At 42.3% G+C, this 25,436-nt stretch carries 10 protein-coding genes; 6 read left to right on the top strand and 4 right to left on the bottom strand.

The genetic code is table 11. From position 1 onward, the window contains the following. Positions 1-130: 130 nt before the first annotated feature. From iscB to NSP_RS11960, 6 genes are all read left to right on the top strand, one after another. Positions 131-1,408: an RNA-guided endonuclease IscB gene (gene iscB / locus NSP_RS11980; protein ID WP_006194169.1), complete on the top strand. Its 1,278-nt coding sequence runs from the start codon at positions 131-133 to the stop codon at positions 1,406-1,408. A 146-nt stretch (positions 1,409-1,554) separates the two neighbouring features. Then, on the top strand, positions 1,555-4,431 hold the full coding sequence (locus NSP_RS11975) for a DEAD/DEAH box helicase (protein ID WP_006194168.1): 2,877 nt from the start codon (positions 1,555-1,557) through the stop codon (positions 4,429-4,431). Between the two features lie 575 nt (positions 4,432-5,006). Next, positions 5,007-9,044 carry an Eco57I restriction-modification methylase domain-containing protein gene (locus NSP_RS11970; RefSeq protein WP_231859459.1) on the top strand — a complete coding sequence of 1,346 codons (4,038 nt, stop codon included), beginning with the start codon at positions 5,007-5,009 and terminating at the stop codon, positions 9,042-9,044. Positions 9,045-9,069: 25 nt separating this feature from the next. After that, positions 9,070-9,876, top strand: coding sequence for a hypothetical protein (locus tag NSP_RS26905; protein ID WP_231859458.1), 807 nt, complete (start codon positions 9,070-9,072; stop codon positions 9,874-9,876). Between the two features lie 437 nt (positions 9,877-10,313). After that, positions 10,314-16,823, top strand: coding sequence for a DEAD/DEAH box helicase (locus tag NSP_RS11965; RefSeq protein WP_006194166.1), 6,510 nt, complete (start codon positions 10,314-10,316; stop codon positions 16,821-16,823). Next, positions 16,824-18,959: a UvrD-helicase domain-containing protein gene (locus tag NSP_RS11960; RefSeq protein WP_006194165.1), complete on the top strand. Its 2,136-nt coding sequence runs from the start codon at positions 16,824-16,826 to the stop codon at positions 18,957-18,959. A 108-nt stretch (positions 18,960-19,067) separates the two neighbouring features. Here the strand turns inward: NSP_RS11960 and NSP_RS11955 are convergent, their stop codons facing one another. The 4 genes from NSP_RS11955 to NSP_RS11940 all read right to left on the bottom strand — a co-directional run bounded on the left by NSP_RS11955 (position 19,068) and on the right by NSP_RS11940 (position 25,426). After that, complete coding sequence (locus NSP_RS11955; RefSeq protein WP_006194164.1) at positions 19,068-19,478, bottom strand: hypothetical protein; 411 nt, start codon at positions 19,476-19,478, stop codon at positions 19,068-19,070. 163 nt (positions 19,479-19,641) lie between these two features. Further along, the gene (locus NSP_RS11950; protein WP_231859457.1) at positions 19,642-24,357 is read right to left on the bottom strand and encodes a type I polyketide synthase; all 4,716 of its coding nucleotides are present in this window, start codon (positions 24,355-24,357) and stop codon (positions 19,642-19,644) included. Between the two features lie 44 nt (positions 24,358-24,401). Beyond that, positions 24,402-24,983, bottom strand: a complete 582-nt coding sequence (locus tag NSP_RS11945) for a hypothetical protein (RefSeq protein ID WP_006194162.1) — start codon at positions 24,981-24,983, stop codon at positions 24,402-24,404. Continuing rightward, the gene (locus NSP_RS11940; RefSeq protein ID WP_006194161.1) at positions 24,980-25,426 is read right to left on the bottom strand and encodes a hypothetical protein; all 447 of its coding nucleotides are present in this window, start codon (positions 25,424-25,426) and stop codon (positions 24,980-24,982) included. The genes NSP_RS11945 and NSP_RS11940 overlap by 4 nt, the downstream gene beginning before the upstream one ends. Positions 25,427-25,436: the final 10 nt, after the last annotated feature.

Raw genomic sequence — 25,436 nt, 5'->3', positions numbered from 1 at the left:
ACACCTTGGGATTCGCTAGTCCCCTGCCATGTTGCTACTTATTAAACAATCCGCAAGGATAGTGTATTTAGCATAACAAGCTCAGATAACAAGGTTGAAGCAAACATTACCCTGAAAAGGTGAAATTTAAATGTCTAATTTTGTTCTAGTTCTTGATACCAACAAAAAACCACTTACTCCAATTCATCCAGGAGATGCACGTTTTTTATTAAATCAACAAAAAGCTGCTGTATTTAGAAGATTTCCATTTACCATAATTTTGAAAGAACCTAAATCTGAAGTTCCAACTCAACCGATTGAATTAAAAATAGATCCAGGGAGTAAAACTACAGGTTTTGCGTTAGTTCAAAATAATAAAGTCATCTGGGGTATGGAATTACAACACAGAGGTTTAGCTATTAAAGAAAGCCTAGAAACTCGAAAAGGAGTAAGGCGAGGAAGACGTTCTAGACATACTCGTTATCGTCAAGCTAGATTTCTTAACCGCACTAAACCTCAAGGTTGGTTAGCACCTTCTTTAAGCCATAGAGTTTTAACTATTAACACTTGGGTTAAAAGATTATGTAATTTTGCCCCAATAACTGACATAGTTCAAGAGCTTGCTAGGTTTGACCTACAGCAGCTAGAAAACCCGGAGATATCAGGCTTTGAGTATCAACAGGGAGAGTTACAAGGGTATGAAGTCCGTGAATATCTTTTGAATAAATGGAATAGAAAATGTGCATACTGTACTGCGGAAAATGTCCCTTTACAAGTTGAGCATATTAAACCAAAAGCCAAAGGAGGAACTAATAGAATTTCTAATTTGTGTCTAGCTTGTGAGAAATGCAATATCAAAAAAGGTACTCAAGATATTGAGAAGTTTTTAGCAAAAAAGCCTGAGTTGTTGAAGCAAATTTTATCCCAAGCCAAGCGTCCACTAAAAGATGCGTCTGCTGTAAATTCAACGAGATGGGCTTTATTTAATAAGTTAAAAGAAACTGGATTACCTATAACAACAGGTTCAGGAGGTTTAACTAAGTTTAATAGAACTCGTTTAGGATTGCCTAAAACTCATTGGATTGATGCTGCTTGTGTAGGAAAAGTTGAAACTCTCAAAATACTGACAACAAAAATTTTAACAGTAAAAAGCACGGGGCATAGTTGCAGAAGATTCTGTAGGATCAATAAATTTGGTTTTCCTTGCACTGAGCCTAAAAAAATATTCACTCATGTTTCTACAGGAGATTTTGTTAAGGCTACTTTGCACAAAGATCGTAAAAACATAACTTCTGGAAAGTATGTAAGTCGTGTTAAAACTCCCACAAAAAACGGATGTGAGATTGTTATCAATGGTTTTAGAGTTGAATTTTCAACAATGAAAGATATTACTAAGGTTCATTGTAGTGACGGGTATAGCTACGTTTGACTACGGACAACTACAATTTTATGAGATTAAATGCAAAGACGATTTCTTGGTGAAAATTTTAGGATATCTAAGGCAATTTACTTGCCGTATACCACAACAGGTGTAGATTCCAAACTACTTCTGTAAGTTAATACTATTTGAAAAATATGGTAACAAATATTGCTCCGGGTGCGCGGATTCTCTGTCGAGATGCAGAATGGTTGGTGAAATCCGTTTCTCTTTCTTCTGATGGAGATTCGGTAATAGAAGCGGTTGGAGTTTCAGAATTCTTGCGGGGACGACGAGTTCAGTTTCTCAAGGAGATAGAAGAACAAGGTGGAGATCTACAGGTTTTAAAATCCGAAGAAACTGAGTTGGTGGCTGATTCTTCTTCCGGTTATACCCAGAGTTTATTGTTTATTGAAGCAAATTTAAAACAAATCGTTCCCGAAGATGGGCGGATTTATCTGGGACAGTACGCAGCGATGGATGCTCTCGACTATCAACTATATCCTGCTGCTTTGGCTTTGCAAATGCCTCGCCAAAGGCTATTGATTGCTGATGCTGTGGGTTTGGGTAAAACTCTTGAATGTGGGATTTTGGTTGCAGAGTTAATCCGACGGGGAAAGGGACGCAGAATTTTAGTCGTCACCACTAAATCGATGATGGGACAATTCCAAAAAGAGTTTTGGTTGCGGTTTACCATTCCTCTGGTGCGGTTGGATTCGGTGGAAATTCAACGGGTGCGATCGCGTCTTCCCGGAAATCATAATCCATTTCATTATTACGATCGCGCCATTATTTCTATTGATACCCTTAAACAAGACCGGGAATATCGCAGCTACTTAGAACAAGCCTATTGGGATATCATTATTATTGATGAGGCTCACAACGTCGCTAAACGGGGGAAAGGAGAGTCGGCTTCCCAACGGTCAAAATTAGCAGAACGGTTGGCGACTCGTTCGGATACTTTAATTTTACTTTCAGCGACTCCCCATGATGGCAGACCAGAAAGTTTTGCCAGTTTGATGAATATGCTTGATCCCACGGCGATCGCCAATGAATGCAACTATACTAAAGATGACATTCGTGATTTGTATGTCCGGCGGTTTAAAAAGGATGTCTTGCAAGACCTCAAGCAAAATATCCCCGAACGTCATGTAGAAGCGGTAGAAGCCACAGCCTCTGTTGCTGAAGAACGGGTATTTCAGCGCATCAATGATTTACACTTAGCTACTATTGACAAACAGCGAAAAGCGGGACAACTGTTTAAAACCACCCTACTCAAAGCCATGCTATCTAGTCCCCAGGCTTGTTTAGAAACAGTTCATAATCGTTTGCAAAGGTTGCAACAAAAAGAAAGTATTGACCCAAGCGATGATCGCGCCGATATAGTAGAATTACAAGCCTTAGCAGCTGCTTTAGCACAAGTTGAACTTGCTGATTTTTCTAAATACCAACAACTACTGCAACTGATTCAAAAGGATTTTCAGTGGACAGGTAAAAATACCACCGACCGTTTAGTGATATTTACTGGTAGATTGGCAACTTTGAGATTTCTCCAAACCCAATTAGCCGCAGATTTACAGTTAAAACCCCAAGCGATCGCCATCTTAGATGGAGGAATGGCTGATGTAGACCAAGTAAAGATTGTAGAACAATTCGGACAAGAAAAATCACCCGTGCGGATTTTGATCGCCACCGAAGTTGCTTCCGAAGGATTAAACCTGCACTATCTCAGCCATAAACTCATTCATTTTGATATTCCTTGGTCTTTAATGACCTTACAACAAAGAAATGGACGTATTGATCGCTATGGACAAACCCGACAGCCAGAAATTCGGTACTTGCTGACTCGTTCTACCCTAGAACGGATGGACGAAGTAAAGCGAATTATTCAAGTATTATTGGTAAAAGACGAACAAGCCATTAAAAATATTGGTGATCCTTCCGTATTTATGGGAGTATTTGCACCAGAAGCAGAAGAAGCCGTCACAGCAGAAGCCATTGAAACCGGAATTTCGGCTGAGGAATTTTCTCAAAAACTGGATGGTAATGCAGCCAGTGGGGGAGAGACTGATATATTTAGTTGGTTTGAAAACGAAGACAGTTTTACACCAGAAGCCACAACCGCCCCTCAACCCATAGCAGAAACTGGGAAATTGTTAACTTTGTTTAACTCTACCTTTGATTTTGCCGTGGCTGCCCTGCGGTCTAGTACAGTAAAAATACCCAATCTTACCATTAATCAAGGTGATGGTTTTATTGAGTTACAACTACCCGAAGAACTCAAATCTCGGTACGATCGCTTACCCCCAGAAATCTGTCCCGATAGCAAAAGTCTCCTCCACCTGACAGACCGTCCCCAAGTAATTATGGCCGCAATGGTAGAAGCGCGTCGTCAGGATGCAGACTGGTCACAAAAACAATATCTTTGGGACTTGCATCCTTTAGTAGAATGGTTGAGCGATCGCTGTTTATTCTACTTTGGCAGACACCAAGCCCCAGTCATCCAACTTTCTCAGGGAATCAGTCCTCAAGAAGCCATCTTTATCTGTTTTGGGAGTTTTCCCAATCGCCGGGGGTCTTCTATACTCAATCGCTGGGTATCAGTGATTTTTCAACAAGGTCAATTTCAGAGAGTAGAACCTTTTGCAGACACAGTACAACGGACACAACTGGGTAAACACCCAATTCCTAATTCCGGCGGGATAGAGTTAAAAGATTTACTTCCCCTGCGTTCTGTTACCATTCAACAAGCCCGAACCTACCTCCAGAAAGAACGGGAAATTTTTCAAACCCAATTAAACCCCAAACTGCAAGAACAACAGGAACGCCTAGAACGTCTGCAAGGATATCATGTAGAACAACTAGAACTGTCCTTTGAGCAAGATAAACGCCCGCAAACCATTAAAGAACAGCAACAACAGAAAAGGCGCACGGATATTGATAAAATATTTCAAGATTATCGAGACTGGGTTAATCTCTCCATGACCACCGAAACAGAACCATATATCAAACTAATTGCTGTATTGCGTGGCTAGATGTTGGAGGCTGTGAATTTCCGGTTTAGGTTAACGATATTTGCACATTGGAGATCCCCCTAAATCCCCCTTAAGAAGGGGGACTTTGAGGACTTTAGCCCTGCTTTTCAAGGGGGGTTGGCGGGATTGCCTACGGCACGCTACGCGAACAAAACCTTAACCGAAAAGTATTGGGTGACGACGGAAACACATTTTTTGTGTGGTGTCTTGTAGGGGCGGGTTGACAAATATGATTTAATATTAACCAGCATATAAATAAACCCGCCCTCATCAGTGTTCCTCAAAGGTGGTTTTCGCCTCAATAATTCCGTGATATCATGTCCGAATAAACGCTTGTCATTACGTTAGCGGAGCGTGGCGTTAGCCATACGTAGCGATAGCGAAGTGAAGTAATCGCAGAGTCTGGGCGATTGCGTCGTTCCACTTCGTTGCACTCGCAATGACATATCGTAAGTAATTTGCCGGACTTGATATGACTTCCAGTCGCCTAGTGCCAGATTTTGCTTTATTGTATAAAGGGAAGGTGTAAAAAAATCCCTATTCCCAAACTTCGGATATAAATCTGCTGTAATCCTATGCCTTTAGTCGGAATCGCTAACGAAAACGAGTTTTACTCGGCGCATTACCTGGATGCTATTCTCTCCCAAGACCTGAACGGAATTACCCAAGATTGGCAAAATGCTGAAGAGAAAACACCAGATAAAGCCCTCGCTAGTCTCCGACAAGATTATTTTCGCCTCCGGGATAAATTAGAACGCATTCATGAACCGGGGGAAAAATTTCAGCTACAAACCGAATTTTTACAGCAGCTTTTAAGCATTTTGGGTTATAATTGGCATCCTCAAATCAAAGTTTTAGATGATGATAGTCTCTTGCCAGTGGTAGCAGAAGTTACTAAAAATCAGAGTAATCCTCAATTGTGGGCGATCGCAGCTTTTAATCCCCATAATGAACCTACAGATGTACTTTCTTTAACCTTAACACCAGAACAGTATCAGGAATTACACGCAGAAGATAGCCAGCAATTGCAGGGGATAAACCTGGAAGATTTGTTAACAGACTCGATTTTTGCCCAGGATAATCCGCCCCGGTGGGTGATTCTGGTGAGTATTGACCAAATTGCCTTAATTGACCGCCACAAGTGGAATGCGTCCCGCTTACTGCGCTTTGATTTAGTGCAACTCCTCGAAGAACGAGACCGGGATTCTCTCTTAGCTGCGGCTACCTTATTACATTGCGATCGCATTTGTCCAGCAGATGGCACAGCATTATTGGATACCCTGGATGACAATAGTCACCGCCACACTTATAGTGTTTCCAAAGACTTGAAATTTGCCTTGCGGGAAGCTATCGAACTGTTGGGGAACGAAGTAATTTACTACCGGCGTACAGTCAGCAAAAAAGGCCTGTATTCCACCGCAGAGCAAAAGCAACAGGGAGAACAGAAAATCAACCCCCAGCAGCTAAAACTAGAATGTCTGCGTTGGGTCTATCGTTTGCTGTTCATTTTCTACATAGAAGCGCGACCAGCATTAGGCTATGCACCGATGGCTTCTGATGTCTATCGCCAAGGGTACAGCTTAGAAGCCCTGCGAGATTTAGAAAAAACCAAATTACTTTCCACAGAAGACGAAAACAGCTACTATATAGATACTTGTATTCGGCGTTTATTTCAGCTGCTGTGGTCAGGGTATCCCGAAGCCAAATATAAGCAAGGAGAAATTTGGCAAAATTCCGAACATTCCCCCATTATTCATAATACCTTCCGCTTACCCGCCCTGAAAAGCCATTTATTTGACCCCAAACAAACGGATATGCTCAACCGGGTAAAATTTCGTAACTGCGTATTACAGCAGGTTTTAGAACTGATGTCTTTGTCTCAGGTGGGAAAAGGACGGCGGGGGAGAATAAGTTATGCTCAGTTAGGCGTAAACCAACTGGGAGAAGTCTATGAAGGTTTATTAAGTCTCTCGGCTTTTTTTGCAGAAGAAGACCTGTATGAAGTGCAACCTGCAAATAGTAGTAAAAACACCGATGACAGCGATGATAGCTGGGCGGGGCTAGATGATGATGATGCAGAACCCGATGAAGGCAAAAGCAGATCATTCACTAATTCAGGATATCAAAAATCACGAGAGTTAGAAGTTGCCTATTTTGTGCCGCAGCATCGGTTAGATGAGTTGAAAAAATCCGAGTTAGTCCCAGACCCAGACACCGGAAAAGCCCCCCGCAAGCATGAAAAAGGGAAATTCTTGTTTCGCTTGGCGGGACGAGATAGACAGAAAAGCGCCAGTTATTACACCCCTCAGTCTTTAACCGAATGTTTGGTGAAATATGCTCTCAAAGAATTATTAACCGATAAAACCGCCGATGATATTTTAAATTTAACCATCTGTGAGCCGGCGATGGGAAGTGCTGCCTTTTTGAATGAAGCAATTGACCAACTAGCCGCAGCATATTTAGAACGCAAGCAAGCCGAACTTAACCAGCGTATCCCCCATGATGATATCAGCTTGGAAATGCAGAAAGTCAAAATGTTGCTGGCGGATAGAAACGTTTTCGGGATTGACAAAAACCCGGTAGCGATGGAATTGGCGGAAGTCTCCCTATGGCTGAACTGCATTTATGGCGACCCCAAAGCACCAGAGAAAATATTTGTTCCTTGGTTTGGTTTACAACTGCATTGCGGAAATTCCCTCGTAGGGGCGAGAAGGCAAATTTATCGCCGTCGGAATGTCACCGGGTCTAAAAAAGGGGTGGCGAAATGGCATGAATTTGAACCGGAACGCATACCTTTAGCCTCAGCTTTACCCCCAGATGGAATTTTTCATTTCCTCTTGGGAGATCCGGGAATGGCAAATTATACGGATAAAGTGATTAAAAAACTGGAACCCGAAGCCATTAAACTGATTAATGATTGGCAGAAGCAGTTTTGTAAAGCCGAATTAACAGCAGAACAAGCTGATTATGCTGTGCTTCTCAGTCAACGCATCCATAAACTTTGGGAGTCTTACGCCCAGGAACTGAAAAAGATTCGTCAACGCACCACCGATAGTTTGACAGTATGGGGACAAAAATCGGAAGACCAGCGAGAAACGCCTTTAGAACAAAAGGATAAAATCTTCCAACAAGAAAAACTCTCCCAAGGGATACAGAATGCTTTTGCTTACCGTCGTCTCAAGTTGGTGATGGACTATTGGTGTGCTTTGTGGTTTTGGCCTGTGAAGGAGGCGGAAAATTTACCCAGTCGTGAGGAGTTTTTGCAGGATGTGGGGGCGATTTTAGGAGAAACTGAGATGCTGGCTTCTTCTTCTCAGCAGTTGTCTTTATTTCCCGAAACCCAACCGCCAGAACAGGGACAAGATTTTGTCGCCAATTGGGGATTTGTCAATTTGGATAAGTTGAAAATCATTAACCCTCGGTTGCAGTTGGTGGAAGAGTTGGGGGAAAAATATCGCTTTTTTCATTGGGAGTTGGAATTTGCAGATATCTTTCTGTTTAATGGCGGGTTTGATTTAATGGTGGGAAATCCCCCTTGGATTAAAATTGAGTGGACAGAGGGGGACGTGTTGGCAGATTATGACCCCTTAATGGTAATTCGCAAGTTATCGGCGAGTGATTTAGCGCAACGGCGAGAGAATTTATTTGAGAAATATCCGGGGTTAAAAAGGGGATATTTACAGGAATATGAGGAATCAGACGGAACACAAAATTTTCTGAATGCGGTGCAGAATTATCCGTTGTTAAAAGGTTCTCAGACGAATTTATTTAAATGCTTTCTTCCCCAAGCGTGGACATTTAGCAAACCTGCGGGGGTGTCGGGTTTCTTACATCCAGAGGGTGTTTATGATGACCCCAAGGGAAGAATGCTGCGGAGTGAGCTTTATTGTTATTTAATAGCACATTTTCAAATACAGAATGAGTTAAATCTTTTTGATGACGTGGATCATCATGCTAAATTCAGTATAAATATTTATCAAAACCCATTCAATCCAGCAAGCGGTATTATTCGCTTTGTTCATATTGCTAATTTATTCAGCACTAAAACTATATTTGAATGCTTTGAAACCTTTAGTAGTGTTATTCCAGGAATCAAAGATAATAATGGCAAATGGGAAACTAAAGGACATCCAGCGAGAATTATTAGCGTTGATTTAAATACGTTAAAAATATTTGCTCAACTTTATGATTCTGAGGGTACACCAGCAGAAGCCCGTTTACCTGCTTTGCATTCTCAGAATTTAGTCAACGTATTAGAGAAATTTGCAGCCCAAGAAAAGCGTTTAGGTAATTTAGAGGGTGAATATTATGCAACAGTAATGTTTGATGAAACAAATGCTGTAAAGAAAGACCATACCATTCGCCGCGATACTCAATTTCCCCAATCTCCTCAAGAATTAATTCTATCTGGTCCTCATTTCTTTGTTGGGACACCATTAAATAAAACTCCTAGAAAACTTTGTCGCTTGAATAGCCATTATGATTGTCTCGACTTAACGCAAATTCCCGATGATTATCTCCCTCGCACCAACTACGTCCCCGACTGTTCCCCCAGCGAATACCGTATGCGGACTCCCTGCGTCCCTTGGGGTGATAAAAAAACCTGTTACTGATTTTTATCGGTTAGCAGCTAGAGGTATGTTAAGTCAATCAGGTGAAAGAACTTATACTCCTAGTTTAGTTTCTCCGGGAGTAGCTCACATTCATGGTGTGCAATCAATTGCATTTCAAGAAACCAATGTTTTATTAAATGCTGCTAGTTTTGCAATTAGTATCATTGCAGATTTTTACATTAAAACAACGGGACGCTCTAACCTTGGCTACACTTGGGAAAACTTTCCTTTAATAAGTGCATCCCCAGCGCTAAAACTTCGCACCCTAGCTTTAAACTGCCTAACAACATACTACAGTGAACTATGGGAAGAAAGCTGGCAAGACACATACACCCAAGACAGTTGGAGTAAACCAGAAGATCCGCGCCTGACAAGCAACTTTTTCACCCAACTCACCCCCAAATGGCAAAGAAACAACGCCCTCCGCACCGACTATGATAGAAGACAAGCCTTAGTAGAAATAGATGTATTAGCAGCAAAGGCGCTGGGACTGACATTAGACGAACTGATTACCATATACCGAGTCCAATTCCCAGTCATGCAACAATACGAACGAGAAACATATTATGACATGAACGGGCGGATAATTTTTACCACCAGTAAAGGCTTAACAGGTGTCGGTTTACCCCGCAAAGGTAATCAGAAAAAACAGACCATCGGCTGGGAAGACGTGCAAGACATGAAAACAGGTACAGTAGAAGTCACAGTAGAAGATGATACCCTACCAGAAGGAATCATCCAACGCCAGATAATTTATCAAGCCCCCTTTGCTAAATGCGACAGAGTAGAAGACTACCGCACCGCCTGGAATTACTTCCAAAATCAAATATAGAGCGTGTTTTCAAAGTCTAGAAGTAGGGTGTGTTAGGATGAAATCCGTAACGCACCATTATTAAAGCTTTGGTGCGGTGCGTTACGCTGCGCTAACACACCCTACTGGTGTGACAAGCTTAAGTTGAATAATTACGAAATGCGAAAACCTGCCAAACCTTTGCTTTATCTCCCCTCCTCGCTTGCGGTCTGGGGTTGGGGGTGGGGTGACATGATGTGGTAATCGTAACTAATTACAGCAGTTTTCATCTATTTAGACCATACTCTTGATTCCTCTCTGCGCCTCTGCGCCTCTGCGTGAAACAAAAAAATGTGGTTCATTTACCCGAAAATCGCTGTAAACGGACATGATCTGAAGAGAGATAAAAATACATTGACAACACCTTAATTGCTGCTAGTATAATTTAAAGCAGCATCTCCCACCCAAACCAAACCTCAATGATACCTTCAGTTGTCGCCAGTCAAATCCGCAACTGTGTAGAAGATTACCTCTGCACCACCTTTCGCCCCACCACTGCTGGTTTTGATGGCTTGATAACACGGTTTTTAGCAGACAAACAGAATATCTATCGTGGTCCTTACGTTTCTCTCGGCTTACCTTTTCGTCCCGGAACCATTGGTCAAGACTACTTCCCAGAAATTCCCCTGGGTTTTACTCCCTTCCTCCACCAAGAACAAGCATTTAATCGCCTCAGTCCCCCCCATTACCAATCTACTTTAATTGCTACTGGTACTGGTTCCGGTAAAACCGAGTGTTTTTTACTTCCCTTATTAGAACACTGTCGCCAACAACAGGGAAAACCCGGAATTAAAGCTATTTTAATTTACCCCATGAACGCCTTGGCTACTGACCAAGGTAAACGCATCGCTCAACTTATCCACAACACTCCATCTCTGAAGGGAAAAATCACAGCCGGCTTATATGTGGGAGACAAAGACGAAACCCCCACGAAGGTGATGACACCAGAAAAAATTATCACCGATAAACCAACTTTGCGAGAAGCGCCCCCAGATATTCTGCTGACTAACTATAAAATGCTAGATTATCTGTTAATTCAGCCAGAACAGCAACAATTATGGCGAGATAACCAACCCCAAACCCTACGTTATCTGGTGGTTGATGAATTTCACACCTTTGATGGCGCACAAGGAACCGACCTGGCTTGTTTATTACGTCGGCTGAAATATCGTCTGCAAACTCCCCCGCAACATTTAGCTTGTGTGGGAACTTCGGCAACTTTGGGAAATAAAAGCGATCGCGCTGATATACTCAAATATGCCGAAACTATTTTCCAAGAAACCTTTGACAATGGCGCATTAGTAGAAGAAAACCGCCTCACCGATGCTGATTTTTTAGCCAATGCGTTGCTCAATGTTTTACCTCTTCCGGGGTTAGAAGCCATCAACCAACTGCAACCCAATAACTATCATAGTCCCGCAGCGTACATCCGCGCCCAAGCGAAACTCTGGCTGCAAAACCCCTGGGATGAAGAAAGTTTACCAGGGGAAACCACAGATATAAATTTAGGCGCAACGGGGAAACCAAAACCTGTATCTGACAATCATACACCCCCGGCACTCACCTTCACCGACACTGACCCCAACGCCCCCCTAGATGATGCTTGGTGCGTCCAACTGGGTACAGAACTCAAAACCCTGCCAATTATCCATAACTTAATCAGAATTTTAAGTCAACAATCTTACACCTATAGCGATATACTTGACCGTATCGGTCGGCGTTTGCATTTACCCCTACAGCAACACCCAGAATACTGTGAACTCCTCCTGGATAGTATTTTTGCTCTCATAGGCGCAGCCCGCAGCCGCATTCAGCGCCCTGATAGTGAATCTTTAATTTTACCCTGGGTAACATTACGCATACAAGTGTGGTTCCGAGAACTCAAGCGTATGGTGGCTTCGGTGGAGTCTCAACCAAAACTGCTATATTCTGACGACCTCACCGCCGAGATGAGGGAAAAAACCAAAACCTTACCGGTGATGCACTGTCGGGACTGTGGGGCGACCGGTTGGGGTGCGGTTCAGCCTTTCCAAAGCGCCAATAAACTGATTGCTAATGACTTACGGGGTTTTTACAAGGCGTTTTTTAATAACAAACCTTTAGTATCTTTTGTTTTCCCAGTGAATGAGGAAACAAATCACCCCGATATGCGTTTGCTGTGTACCGAATGTCTCACCATTAATTTATCTGGGGCGAAACATTGTCACAGTTGTCATTCCCCCAAACTGATTCCGGTTCTCGTTCCTGATGTCGTCAAAACCATCACCCGCAACGGTCAAACTCAATCAATTTCTAGCCATGACTGTCCATTTTGCGGTAATTCCAATGGTTTATCTATCCTGGGTTCTCAGGCGGCTAGTCTCACCAGCGCCACCATTGGCACTCTTTATACTACTCCTTTTAATACCGATAAAAAACTGCTGACCTTTTCCGATTCTGTCCAAGATGCTGCCCATCGTGCCGGATTTTATAATGCTCGTACTTATCGTACCACTCTCCGCACGGCTATTTTCCAACTGATTCGGGAGAGAACTATTAAATCCCCATCTCTGACTTTACAGGAATTAGTCACAGAGTTTCCCGAATATTGGCAGCAGAAAATCAATTCCACAGCTAATTATATTGCCACTTTTTTACCCAACGATTTACAGTGGTTGCGGGATTGGGATACTTTTGTAAATAGCGATCGCTTAGATTTAGCACCCAATACCAACTTACTCAATTTAGTCAAAGAGCGTTTAGTTTGGGAAATAGTCACCCAATTCGGTCTTCGCGCCGCCATTGGCCCTTCTTTAGAACGTAGTGGTGTGTGCAGTGTCAGTTTTAACAATGATGCTCTGAATCACAGCGTTAAAGCTTTACACTTGCAACTGAGCAATGAAATTGAAGCCTTACGCCACATTAGTTTCTCATCTGTGCGGCAGTTTCTCTTGGGGTTACTGCACCATCTCCGCCACCGGGGAGGCATTTTACAACCAGCTACCAAAGGTAATTATATCACAGATGGCGGTAATACTTTTATCTGGTCGAAATTAACTTATATGCCTCGCCTGGGGCCGTCTACCCCCGCGCCGAAATTTTTCGTGAATGCTACCGCAAAAACAGACCGATTTGAACGAGTTATCCAAACTGGTAAACAAAGCAGTTGGTGTGAAGACTGGACAAGGCGGGTATTTACTCCAGACAGTTTACTGCTCAAAGAGCAAATTATCGAAATTTTACACACTGCCCTCAATAGTTTGGTAGAATCAGGACTGCTGGAAATGTATCCTTGCGGTCAAGGTCGCGCCTGGGGGATTCCCCTGTCAATGATCGAAATTCAAGCCCAGGGTCAAGTTTTAGCTTGCGATCGCTGTCATCATCAGTTAACCCTACCCCAAACAGAAGATATACAATCCAGTCCCCAAGTCTGTCAAACATCAGGCTGTACCGGACATTATCAACCAGACCCCCGCAACGGTTTAGCTTACTACCGCCAACTCTATCAGCAAGGTGAAATCCGCCGCATAGTAGCCCAAGAACATACAGGACTGCTGACCCGCAGCAACCGGGAACGCTTAGAACAGCGCTTTATTAATAGCGATCGCTACTGCGACCCCAATCTGATCTCCGCCACCTCCACCCTAGAAATGGGGATTAATATTGGCGACCTTTCCAGTGTTTTACTTTGTTCTGTACCCCCCAGCAGCGCCAACTTTCAGCAACGCATCGGACGCGCCGGACGCAAAGCCGGAAACGCCTTTGTGGGTGTAGTTGCCAATGGTAAAGCCCACGATTTATTTTTCTACACCGACCCCACCCAGATGCTCGATGGGAGTGTGGAAGCTGCGGGATGTTATTTAAATGCTGCGGCGATCTTAGAACGTCAACTCACCGCATTTTGTCTGGATTGTTGGGTGGCTAGAGGTATCGCCCGTCAGGATTTTTCTTATAAAATCAATGATATTCTAAATACTCTGCAAAAGCAAGATCAAACTCGTTTCCCCTACACCTGGCTCAACTTCATTAAACACGACCAAAGCCAACTCCTCACAGACTTTTTAGCTCTATTCTCCCATAATACCATCGACGAACCCACCCAGGAACAGATCCGCTCATTTATGGAAAGCGGACAAGAACAATATGGGTTAGACTGGCGCATCCTCGACCGTTTACAGGGAGTACAAAACGAACGCAAACGACTCCAAGACCTGATTACCCATATTGCTAAAAGAATTAAAGACCTCAAAGCCGAACCCCAAGCCCTCCAAGACCCAGAAAAGCTAGAAGAACTAGAACGAGAAAAAGCCGGTTTTCAGGGATTAATTCAGCATATTAACCAGAAAAATATTTTCAACTTCCTCACCGATGAAGGATTGTTACCCAACTACTCATTCCCAGAAGCCGGAGTAACTCTGCGTTCCATTATCTTGCGAAAGATACATTCTAGCAATAGCACCCCCACTCAGAAAAATAGCAAAGGCTATGAAACCTCTACATACAGCTACGAACGACCCAGCCAAGTTGCAATTCGCGAATTAGTTCCTGGTGGCGTTTTTTATGCTGAAGGTCGGTGTATTAAAATAGACCAAATAGACCTGAAACTTTCTCAGCCCCAAGAGTGGCGCATCTGTCGCAATTGTAGTTATGCTACCCCAGCCTTTCAACCCGAAGCCCATCAAAAAACTTGTCCCCGATGTGGAGATGTCATGTGGAGTGACCAAGGTCGCTTGCGCCAAATGTTACGCCTGACTCAAGTCATGGCTACCACTACAGATAAAGAAAGTCGGTTTGGCGATGATAGCGAAGACCGCAATATCTCGTTTTTTGAACGTCATTTATTAGTAGATTTTGCCCCAGCATTTCGGGAACAGACATTTTTAGTCGATCATCCTGATTTTCCCTTTGGATTTGAATATATTTCCCGCACCAACTTCCGAGAAATCAACTTAGGAGAATCTTTAGCCACAGGGGAAACCGTAGAAATGGGCGGTGAAAAATTCACAACTCGCGGATTCCGGGTTTGTTCTCACTGTGGTAAAGTCATGAAAGGCAATAAACCCCAGGATCACACCATTAGCTGTAAGTGGCGAGATAAACCCGAACAAGCCAAAGCCCTGGATGTACTTTATTTATATCGTGAGTTTGAATCTGAGTCAATTCGGTTCCTGATGCCCGATGAAAGTTTCTGGACTCTTCAAGGGGAAAACTCTTTTATTGCCGCAATTCAATTAGGACTGAAGCGCAAATTTCGCGGCAAAGTCGATCATCTCCATACTACCATTACTCAAGAGCCTCAACCTCATACCAGCTTGCGGAAATCTTTTCTCTACTTATTCGATACCGTACCGGGGGGAACAGGTTATCTGCGACAACTGATACAAAAACCGCAAGAACTGCAAGATGTGTTTCAACAGGCTTTGACAATTATGAAAGCTTGTAGTTGCAAAGAACGCCATGAAGACGGGTGCTATCAGTGTTTATTTGCCTATCGCAACAGTTTTTACCAAGACTATACCAGCCGCAAAACAGCAGAAAACCTGCTGTCTAAGTTGCTTCAGCATTGGTCGCAGTTAAAGGAGACTTCTGAGGGTTTATCAGCAATTCGGATTAATAGCAACTTTGAAAGCGAGTTAGAACGGCGGTTTATTGAAGCAATTGCTCGGTATAATGGTCGAGTTTACCAGGGGGAACCGCCAGTTTTTAAGCCGAACGTGGTGAATGGCAAAACTGGCTACTATCTCAAAATTGGTAATATGGCTTGGACAATAGAAACCCAAGTGACCCTGGGAGAAGAGGATGGGGTAAATATTCCTTCTAGGGCTGATTTTGTGATTCGTCCAGCCTCTAGCCGTATTTCTAGTTTACCCCTGGTGATATTTACTGATGGTTGGGAGTATCATCACCAGCGCATCGCCCAAGACTTTCAGCAACGCCTAGCTATCTTACGCAGTGGACAATTCTGGTGTTGGTCTTTAACTTGGGACGATGTAGCCAAACAAGTTGACAAAAATCATCGCAGCCCCATTATATCACCTGATGGTCTGGATTGTCAATTAAATAACTCCAAATTCCAGCAAGCAGAGCAACAATTTTATGCACAATATCAATGTTCTCACTTACGCCCCTTAGAAACAGAGGGGAGTTTTGAGTGGTTAATGTATTATTTAGCCCAGCCAGATAGTCAAAACTGGCAAAACTGGGCGCTGTTGCGAACTCTGGCTCAAGCCAATTCTGCTGGCACACAATCACAACTAGATACCATCGCTGCGGATATCTCTGCGGAGGCGATCGCCGCTTGGGAAGTACCGCCGAAATTTATCACAGGTGTAGTTAAAGTTTCTCAGAATTTAAGGGTTTTCACCTTGGTTGATAGTAGCCGCCATCGTCAGCTAGACGGGAATGGTAGCCTAGTCTTGGTGCAACTCGATGATGTAACTCAGTGGGATACTGGCGGCGAGGTCAGCTATGCCTACGGCACGCTACGCGAACGCACTGAAATACAAGGAGATTGGCAAGCAGCGTTACGATTACTCAACCTTTATCAGTTTCTCCCTCATAGTTATGCAGTAACAACCAGCACTCATAAGTCAGGAATTACCCCATCTGCTGCGAGAATGCCATCTTCTACTACAGTAACAGCTCGAACTCACAGCGATCGCCAGTGGGAACAAGTACGGGAATTAACGGTAGAAGCAGAATTATTACCCGCAATTGACCGCATGAGTCAGTTAGGGTGGCTGACCCCAGAAGTCGGTTATGAACTGGAAAACGAGCGGGGAACCGTAGTGGCGATCGCCGAACTCGCTTGGTTAGAAGCCAAAATTGCCGTTACTCTCACACCAGAGGATGCAGATAAGTTTACTCAAGCCCATTGGCAAGGGTGGCTGATAGAAGACTTTTTATCCGCTTTTGATACCCTGAGCAGCACTTTAAAAGGAGTCTCATAAATGAGTTTACAACATAGTATCCGCCTAGCGATCGCCGATGATTTTTTTGATCAATATAGCCAGTTATCCCGAAAAATCCAGGGAAAAGTCTCAGAATTTATCAATCGATTTCGCCAAGACCCCACCCGTCCCGGCTTAAATTATGAATCAATTCGTGATAGTCGGGATAAGCGGCTCAAATCTATTCGGGTTGATCTAGAATATCGGGCGATCGTTCTCAAACCTGAATCAGGAAATGTTTATCTCCTGCTTTGGGTTGATAAACACGATGACGCGTATCAATGGGCTAAACGGAAAATTTGTCAAGTTAATGAAGTCTCTGGCGCACTGCAAATTATCGACGTAGAACAAGTTGAAGCCACCACAGAAAAACTTAGCCAGAAAAAAGACCAGCAACAGAGCGGAAGATTTGACTTAATCAAAGACCAAGAATTAATGCGCTTGGGTGTTCCAGAAATTTTACTTCCAGCCCTCCGCCAAATCATTACTGATGAAGATGTAGACCAATTATTACCCCATTTACCCACAGAAGCCAGTGATGCCATATTAATGTTAGCCGCAGGCTACCCCCTGGCAGAAATATTTCAACAGCTAGAAAAACCCAAACCGAAAGCAAATATCGACCCAGAGAATTTAGAAGTCGCGCTGCAAAACGAGGATAGTCTCAGCCGCTTTATGGTGGTGACCAATGACACCGAATTAGAAGAAATGTTAGCAGCGCCCTTAGAAAAATGGCGCGTTTTCCTTCATCCCACCCAGCGTAAATTAGTTGAACGAGACTGGAATGGTGCTGTGCGAGTTCTGGGCGGAGCCGGTACCGGCAAAACAGTGGTAGCTATGCACCGAGCTAAATGGTTAGCCCAAAATAGGTTTAATCATCCAAGCGATCGCATTCTGTTCACTACCTTTACCCGCAATCTCACTGTAGACATTGAAGCTAACCTGAAAACCTTAGTTTCCCCGGAAGTGATGAAGCGGATTCGAGTCATTAATTTAGACTCTTGGGTAATGAAATTTCTCCAGCAAGAGGGTATTGAAACTCAGATTGTTTATGAAACCAATGAAATTTGGGAACAAGCTTATACCCTCGCTCCCGTGGAACTCGGACTTCCTCTGAGTTTTTATTGCGAGGAATGGAAAGAAGTTGTGCAACCGAATCAATGTCAAACCTTAAAAGACTATTTACGCGCCAGTCGGACTGGGCGAGGAACTCGTTTAAGCCGCCAACAACGCCAAGCCATTTGGATAGTGTTTGAGGAATATCGCAACTTGCTCCGAGAGCGCGGACTTCGTGAACCTAATGATGCTATGCGGGATGCAATTCAAATCATTCGGACTAAGGGAATTGCAGCCTTACCTTATCAAGCCGTCATCGTCGATGAAGCTCAGGATATGAGTAAAGTAGCCTTTGAGTTACTGCGAGCCATTGCAGGGACTGCTAAACCGAACGATTTATTTATTGTTGGAGATGCTCATCAGCGCATTTATGGGCAAACTGTAACCTTAAGTCACTGTGAAATAGATATTCGTGGTCGGTCTAAGAAGCTCCGCCTCAATTATCGCACTACAGACGAAATTAGAAAATGGGCAACTGCTATCCTGGCTAACCTATCCATTGACGATCTTGATGGGGGTATGGATTCCCTGGAAGATTATCGCTCTTTAATGCATGGAGATGAACCGATTGTGAAAGGGTTTGATAAATTTGATGAGGAATTAAATTATTTAACTCATTTTTTAACTAATCTTCAAGAAAGCGGTCATAATCTTTCTGGGGTTTGTATGGTCTTCCGCACCAAAAAACTTATGGAAAAATATCAAGCCGCTCTGAATCAATTTCCCATTCAACAAATTCATCGCGATCGCGCTGATAATCCATTAGATGTAGGGATGAGGATGGGGACAATGTATCGAGTTAAGGGACTCCAATTTGACTATATCCTCATTCCTGGATTAAATCAGGACGTTTTGCCACTGCAAATTGCTCTGAGCGACTGTCCAGATAAAACCTCTCAAGACCGATTTATCGCTGGAGAACGTTGTTTGTTGCACGTAGCCGCAACCAGAGCCAAAAAGCAAGTAATGGTTACATACTATGGGCAACCTAGCCCGCTATTAAACAGTAGTTTTTCTTAGCCCTTAATCTGGAAACTCTCCAGTTTTTGACTGAGGGCGATCGCTTGGTCAAAGCACTTCTGAGAAGTCCACTATATTGCGCGAAGTTTTACATACGTTGCACTTATCTTAATTAAGATCGTTACGATTAGGTGTCGGCAATTGCATTATCTCAGAAAAACGTGAATACTTAACTTCATCTGTAGGAGGATAATCTGCTGATACAGCAATTAAGCCAATTTTTATATCCTCGAAATAAATTACACCCCCAATACGTCTTTCAACTTGGAAAGGGGCATGAAAAAAATGATACTCTGGAATGTAAATCGGGAGAAAGTCAGTAATTTTTATTGCCCTACCAAACATTTGCTGACAAGTGTTGTGCAGGACAGCATCTAGGTATTCATTATGAGTAGGCTTACCCAGTTCAGTAAATTCGGGATGATCCGCAAAATGATCCATATAAAATAACCAGATATTGGATAAGTCGGCTTCAACAGTCAGTTTTTCCTTGAGTTTCTGCAATCGGTCGATGTTCATGTTCGGATATTGATGAAGTGGGACGTGGGACGAGCAGACAGCACTGTTAAAATCTAACATGAGCATATCTTTACTCGGAATTATAGGTCATTAGTTTAGCTTTTACCCTACCCGGATTTCTTTGTGAGAAATCCGGGTAGGGTAGAAGTGGGAGAAGATGGGGCTAACTCGGCTCCAAAGTATCCAAAAAATATTCCTGTACTTGGGTTGGTGTCATTTGTTCAACTTGATCAAGTAATGTGGCGATTTCTTCTTTGTGAGATGTTTCGCTAAGGTTCGATACCAAAGCTTCTGTATCATCAGTAACCAGAGATTGATTTTCTCTAATAATTTTGGCTATACCAGCAATGGTGGGTGACTCAAATAAGAATTGTCGCATGGGTAATTCCACTTGAAATTCTGACCGCAGTTGAGAAACTGCTTGAATAGCTAACAGCGAATGTCCACCCAACTCGAAAAAGTTATCATGAATCCCTATAGGTGAGATTCCCAATAAATTCTCCATGACTTGGGTGACTCTGGCTTCAATTTCATTGCTGGGGGAAACGTAAGTAGTGGAAATTTGGGGACGGGCGTGGTTACTTGCAGATATGCTATTTTCTGGGATCTGAGATTGTGGGCGAGATTCTAAGTCTATGGGAGAAACGCTGATTTGTGCGGCTACAGGTTGAGCTAAAATTCTTTGTGTAACTTGCCAAACTTCCTGGGGAGTCATGGCTAAATCTACGAGGGCTGCACCTGTGGGAGTAGTGATTTCTGCTAAACTGACGGCATCCCAGTTAATACTAATCCAAGGTGTGTTACTGTTTTGACTATGTTGATGAGATATAGCATCCATAAAGCAGTTAGCCCCAGCATAAGCAGCAAAGCCAATCCCACCAACCACAGCCGAGAGAGATGATTGTAAAAGGAAGAAGTCCAGGGGTTGATTTTTTAGTGCTGCTTCTAACGTTAGCAAACCGTGGATTTTCGGAGAGAATTGTTTTTCACACTCATCCATCGTCAGATTGCGAATCAAACAACTAGCGCGATCGCCCATTGCAGCAGCGTGAATCACACCGTTAATTGTACCAAATTGAGTGAGAGAATGAGCGATCGCCTCCTCAACTTGATCAATCTGGGCTAAGTCAACACTGTTAAACAAAAATTCACATCCCTGAGCCTGTAAAGCTTGTAGTTGTTGAATACAATGACTAACAGAATCTTGACGACCGTGGGTAGCCAACCAATTATCCCATAGTTTTGGCTGCGGTAAATCTGAACGTCCCAAAAACACCAACTTAGCCTTCACCGTAGCAGATAAAAACTTAGCATAAATCAACCCTAAACCTTCCACCAAATCCCCAGCAATCACATATACACCCCCTGAAATCAGAGGTAGTTGAGTAACTTCAGCATCAGGTAAAGAAATTGGTGTAAATTCTTGTAACCAGCGAGTTTTACCGCGATAAGCAATAGCACTACCCAACCCTCCCCTTGCTAAGGGGAGGGTGTCCGATAGGACGGGTGGGGTAGTTATTTCCCTAACTATTTGCTGTAAATTAAGATTAGGAATAGACACATCAATATGTTGACAAGTCAAATTCGGATATTCTTGCGGAATTACCTTGACTAAACCCAGAATTGTGGCATCATCAACGTTAAGAGTTTCATTACCCAAAACATTGTGTACTTGTTGAGTCAATACACAAATTCGTACAGATGGAGATGATGACGATAACGCCTGAATTAGCCAAAGTAAACTGTAAAAACCAAGATTTTGCTGTTGTTGAAAATTTGTCAGTTCTTGAAGAGTCCATGAATGCAAAATTACATCAGGTAACTGATCATCTGTTTGTAATTGTAACCAAAGTGTTTTGTAATCTTCTGGGTGATCAAGTGCGATCGTATAATTATCACCTGCTTGAGTAAATCTTTCTCCAGGTTTAACAGTTATTACATCTTGTCCTATTTTCTCAAGTTGCTGGACTAACTTTTCACCAACACCCCCACCATGACAAAATACCAAATAGCGCTGTTTATTTAAAGGTGCAGCAGAACGCAACAGAGGCTTTTGTCTCCAAGAAGGCAAATAAAACCAATTTGAGATATCTTCCTGCTTCTGAAGGGTTTTAGAGGTAGTAGAAGTAGTTTCTGGTAACGGATACCGTTCCACCCAGTAGCGTTGACGTTCAAAAGGATAAGTAGGTAAAGGTAATCGTCGGCGTTGTTGTTCAGTATAAAATTCTGCCCAATTCACACTCACACCCCACAGCCAAAGCTGTCCCAAAGTTTTGCAAATCAAAGCCACATCAGATTGATTATCTTGGGGATGCCGTCCAGATGATAAAGTTGGATGTGCATCGGGAAATTGTCTCACTAAATTACTCAAAGTTTGACCAAAACCAACTTCTAATAAAACCTGATTAGGTATTTGTTGGAGTTGAGTAATTCCTTCAGCAAATCGCACAGGTTGACGCAAATGAGTCGCCCAATAATTGGGATTTGTCGCTTGTTCTGAAGTTATCCAAGTTCCAGTCACATTAGAAATAAAACGAATTTGGGGAGAACAAAGTTGAATATTTTGGAAAATTTCCGTCAAAGGAGTCACAGCACTTACCATTAAAGGTGAGTGGAAAGCGTGGGAAGTATGTAAACGCCGATGAGCAATATGTTCATTTTCTAGACGTTGTTCTAATAAATTAATCGCTGCTTCTGTTCCTGACACGACACATAACTGAGGTGCATTATACACAGAAATCACTAAATCATCTGTCAGCAAAACTTGCAATTTCTCAGCAGCAAGAGAAACAGAAAGCATCACTCCTGACGGGCATTTTTGCATCAATTGTCCGCGCTGTGCAACTATTACCAAAGCATCAGCTAAAGTGAATACACCAGCTAAAGTCGCAGCCACATATTCCCCTATACTATGACCAATCATTGCCTGTGGCTGAATACCATAAGATAACCAGAGTTTAGCCCAGGCATATTCTACTACAAATAGTGCAGGTTGGGCATAAGCAGTTTGGGTAATTAAGGCAATTTCCTCTGCTACTTTTTTATTTTTTTGAACAAAGAGGATAGAACGCAAATCTAAACCTAAATGTGGAGTTAATAATTCACAGCAATTGTCAATTTCTGTGCGGAAAACTGCTTCTGTGGCGTACAGTTCTTGTCCCATATTTACATATTGGCTACCCTGTCCAGGAAACATAAACACAACGCTAGGTTCAGTATTTTCTGGGGAATGACTCAAAACTTGGGAAGAATCAAGTCCTGTGAGTATTTCTATTGCTTGCGTTGGAGTTTGACAAACTAAGCAGCGACGATGGTTAAATGCTCTTCTACCAATTTGGAGAGTGTAAGCTACATCTGCAACATCCACATCAGGAAATTGTTGGAAATATTCAGAGAGATTTTTGGTTGCTGTTTCTAAAGCTGATAGAGTTTTTGCTGATAGTGTCAGCAAATGCCAAGGACGGGAACTATTAGCAGATAATAATGTTGGTGCTTCCTCTAAAATTGCATGAGCATTAGTTCCACCCATACCAAAAGAACTCACACCTGCTCTTCTAGGGTATTCATTATTTGTCCAAGATGTTAACTGAGTATTCACAAAAAATGGACTATTGGCAAAATCAATTTGGGGATTTGCAGCAGTAAAATTTAAACTGGGGGGAATTTGTTTATGTTTGAGAATTAGAGCAGTTTTAATTAAACCACTTATACCCGCAGCCGCATCCAAATGACCAATATTAGTTTTTACTGAACCAATAGTACAAAATTGTTTTTTATTGGTATGTGGAGAAAACGCTTTAGTCAAAGCAGCAATTTCAATGGTATCTCCTAAAGCTGTTCCAGTACCGTGAGTTTCAATATATTTAATTGTCTCTGGATTTATTTTTGATTTGGCTAAAGCAGTCGCTATAGCTTTCGCTTGTCCTGTGACACTGGGTGCAGTCAAACCAACTTTTTGCGAACCATCATTATTAATTGCAGTAGCTTTGATAATTGCATAAATATGGTCGCCATCTTTAATAGCATCCCGCAGTCGTTTCAGAACAACAATACCCACACCATTACCAAAAACTGTACCTTTAGCATTCACATCAAAAGCACGACAATAACCATCTGGAGAAAGCACACCATCTTCTTGATAAAGATAACCTGTTTTTTCCCCTGAACCGATAGATACACCACCAGCCAGAGCTATATCACATTCTCGACTGAGTAAACTTTGAGCAGCAAGATGTACACTTACTAAAGAAGTAGAACAACCAGTTTGAAGACCACAACTCGGACCAGTTAAATTCAATTTATAAGATACACGAGTAGGCATTAAACCCATCACATTACTAATAACAATCTGCACATTATTGGCAGAGTCTCGGTAATTAGAATTACTCGATAAATTGACAAGATAACTATTAAGTGCAGCCCCTGCATAGACAGAAATACTTCCTGAATATTGCTGTGAATCATAACCAGCATTTTCTAATGCTTCCCAAGCACATTCTAAAAATACACGATGCTGAGGATCAAGAATTTCCGCTTCTCTAGGAGAATAACCAAAAAAAGCCGCATCAAATTGGTCAATTCCTGAGAAACTAGCATAAGCCCGGACATAATGCGGATTTTGTAGATCTTCCGGCTTCACCCCATTGGCTAATAATTCCTCATCATTTAAAAACTCAATGGAGTTAACACCATTTTTGAGATTATACCAAAATTCATCTAAATTTCTCGCACCAGGGAACCGCCCCGCCATCCCAATAATAGCGATTTGCTCAGACCTTTCTAACTCCACAGCTTCTAACTTAATTCTAGCATCCTTAAGTGCAGCCAAAATACGCTCAGATGCAGGGTAATTTTTAATCTCATCAATGGAATAATTCATAATTTCTCTACTCTTAAAAATCTCTAATAAAAAACTCATAAATCTTACTCTGCGCCTCTGCGCCTCTGCGTGAGATTATTCTCCATATTTTCAGGATTAATAAACTGACAGCGACTCCGCGCAAAAGCATCTAAAACATCAACAGCACAACTCCGCTCAAATCGCAAACTACCCGTTTCTTCACCACCGAATTTTTGACAAACTGCGCGATGAGAAGAAGCCAGATAAAGATAAGCATCAACAAACTCTTGATGTTGGTCTTTTAATTCTATTGGTAAGTTAGCAAAATGGGGGCGTAGCTGCTTCCAAACTTTGACGAGAACTGAATGTTCCCAGGACATTAAACCACTAAAATCATGAGATTTAACTTGAGGAGGCATCATTGAAGGACGAATTTGTGCATCATACAATTCGGGACTTAAGCTACCTGCTAATTGCATAGCTGCACCTGATGCTAACATTAATTTGGTGGCAGCTTCTAATTCTGTTTGTGCTTCTGCTAAGTTTTCTTGTATGAGCCATAGTTCAAAGCGACGCAAACAAATAATTAATCCTTGAATATTAATAAAAAATGACCAGTGAAAACCTTGCCAAATTTCCTGTGCTTCAATTTTTAAGTTGTTCATAACTCTAGTTCAAGCTGAAAAACTCGCCCTAATAAATAAATATAAGTTAAAAAACCTTCTCGTTGTAAATTGATTTGAGTTTCATCTAAATTGGCGTTACTTTGATTTAAGCAGAAAAATGTTTTAATTGTGGATAACAAACTTTTTACTAAACATATTTCCGGTTCGGTGCTTTGGACATGATTTACTTGAAAGTAAGTATCAAAATCTTCAATTTCCCAGTACTTTAAGTTTGTGTTTGTTGATGTTATTTCGGGGGTGAATACATTATATATTTCTAATTCCATGATCATGTTTTCGATGATGGTGATATTCTGTTGAATATTGGGTTGAGTTAGTGCTGTTAATAGTTCTTTCAGCACTTTTTGAATTTTAATTTGATTGTTTTGAGTTAGGTTGCTTTTGATGGGGAGTTCCCAGGGAGTTAGGAGTTCTAGTTTCATGTTGAGATTT

Origin of the sequence: Nodularia spumigena CCY9414 (assembly GCF_000340565.2) — a bacterium.
In the GTDB taxonomy this organism is placed as follows: Bacteria; Cyanobacteriota; Cyanobacteriia; order Cyanobacteriales; family Nostocaceae; genus Nodularia; species Nodularia spumigena.
Note: the sequence above shows the minus strand (reverse complement) of the source record. Positions and strands in the feature narration are given on the sequence as shown.

Bases quoted from the DNA above. Each gene is read 5' to 3' on its own strand.
- iscB (WP_006194169.1), top strand. From the start codon at position 131: ATGTCTAATTTTGTTCTAGTTCTTGATACCAACAAAAAACCACTTACT.
- NSP_RS11975 (WP_006194168.1), top strand. From the start codon at position 1,555: ATGGTAACAAATATTGCTCCGGGTGCGCGGATTCTCTGTCGAGATGCA.
- NSP_RS11970 (WP_231859459.1), top strand. From the start codon at position 5,007: ATGCCTTTAGTCGGAATCGCTAACGAAAACGAGTTTTACTCGGCGCAT.
- NSP_RS26905 (WP_231859458.1), top strand. From the start codon at position 9,070: ATGTTAAGTCAATCAGGTGAAAGAACTTATACTCCTAGTTTAGTTTCT.
- NSP_RS11965 (WP_006194166.1), top strand. From the start codon at position 10,314: ATGATACCTTCAGTTGTCGCCAGTCAAATCCGCAACTGTGTAGAAGAT.
- NSP_RS11960 (WP_006194165.1), top strand. From the start codon at position 16,824: ATGAGTTTACAACATAGTATCCGCCTAGCGATCGCCGATGATTTTTTT.
- NSP_RS11955 (WP_006194164.1), bottom strand. From the start codon at position 19,478: ATGAACATCGACCGATTGCAGAAACTCAAGGAAAAACTGACTGTTGAA.
- NSP_RS11950 (WP_231859457.1), bottom strand. From the start codon at position 24,357: ATGAATTATTCCATTGATGAGATTAAAAATTACCCTGCATCTGAGCGT.
- NSP_RS11945 (WP_006194162.1), bottom strand. From the start codon at position 24,983: ATGAACAACTTAAAAATTGAAGCACAGGAAATTTGGCAAGGTTTTCAC.
- NSP_RS11940 (WP_006194161.1), bottom strand. From the start codon at position 25,426: ATGAAACTAGAACTCCTAACTCCCTGGGAACTCCCCATCAAAAGCAAC.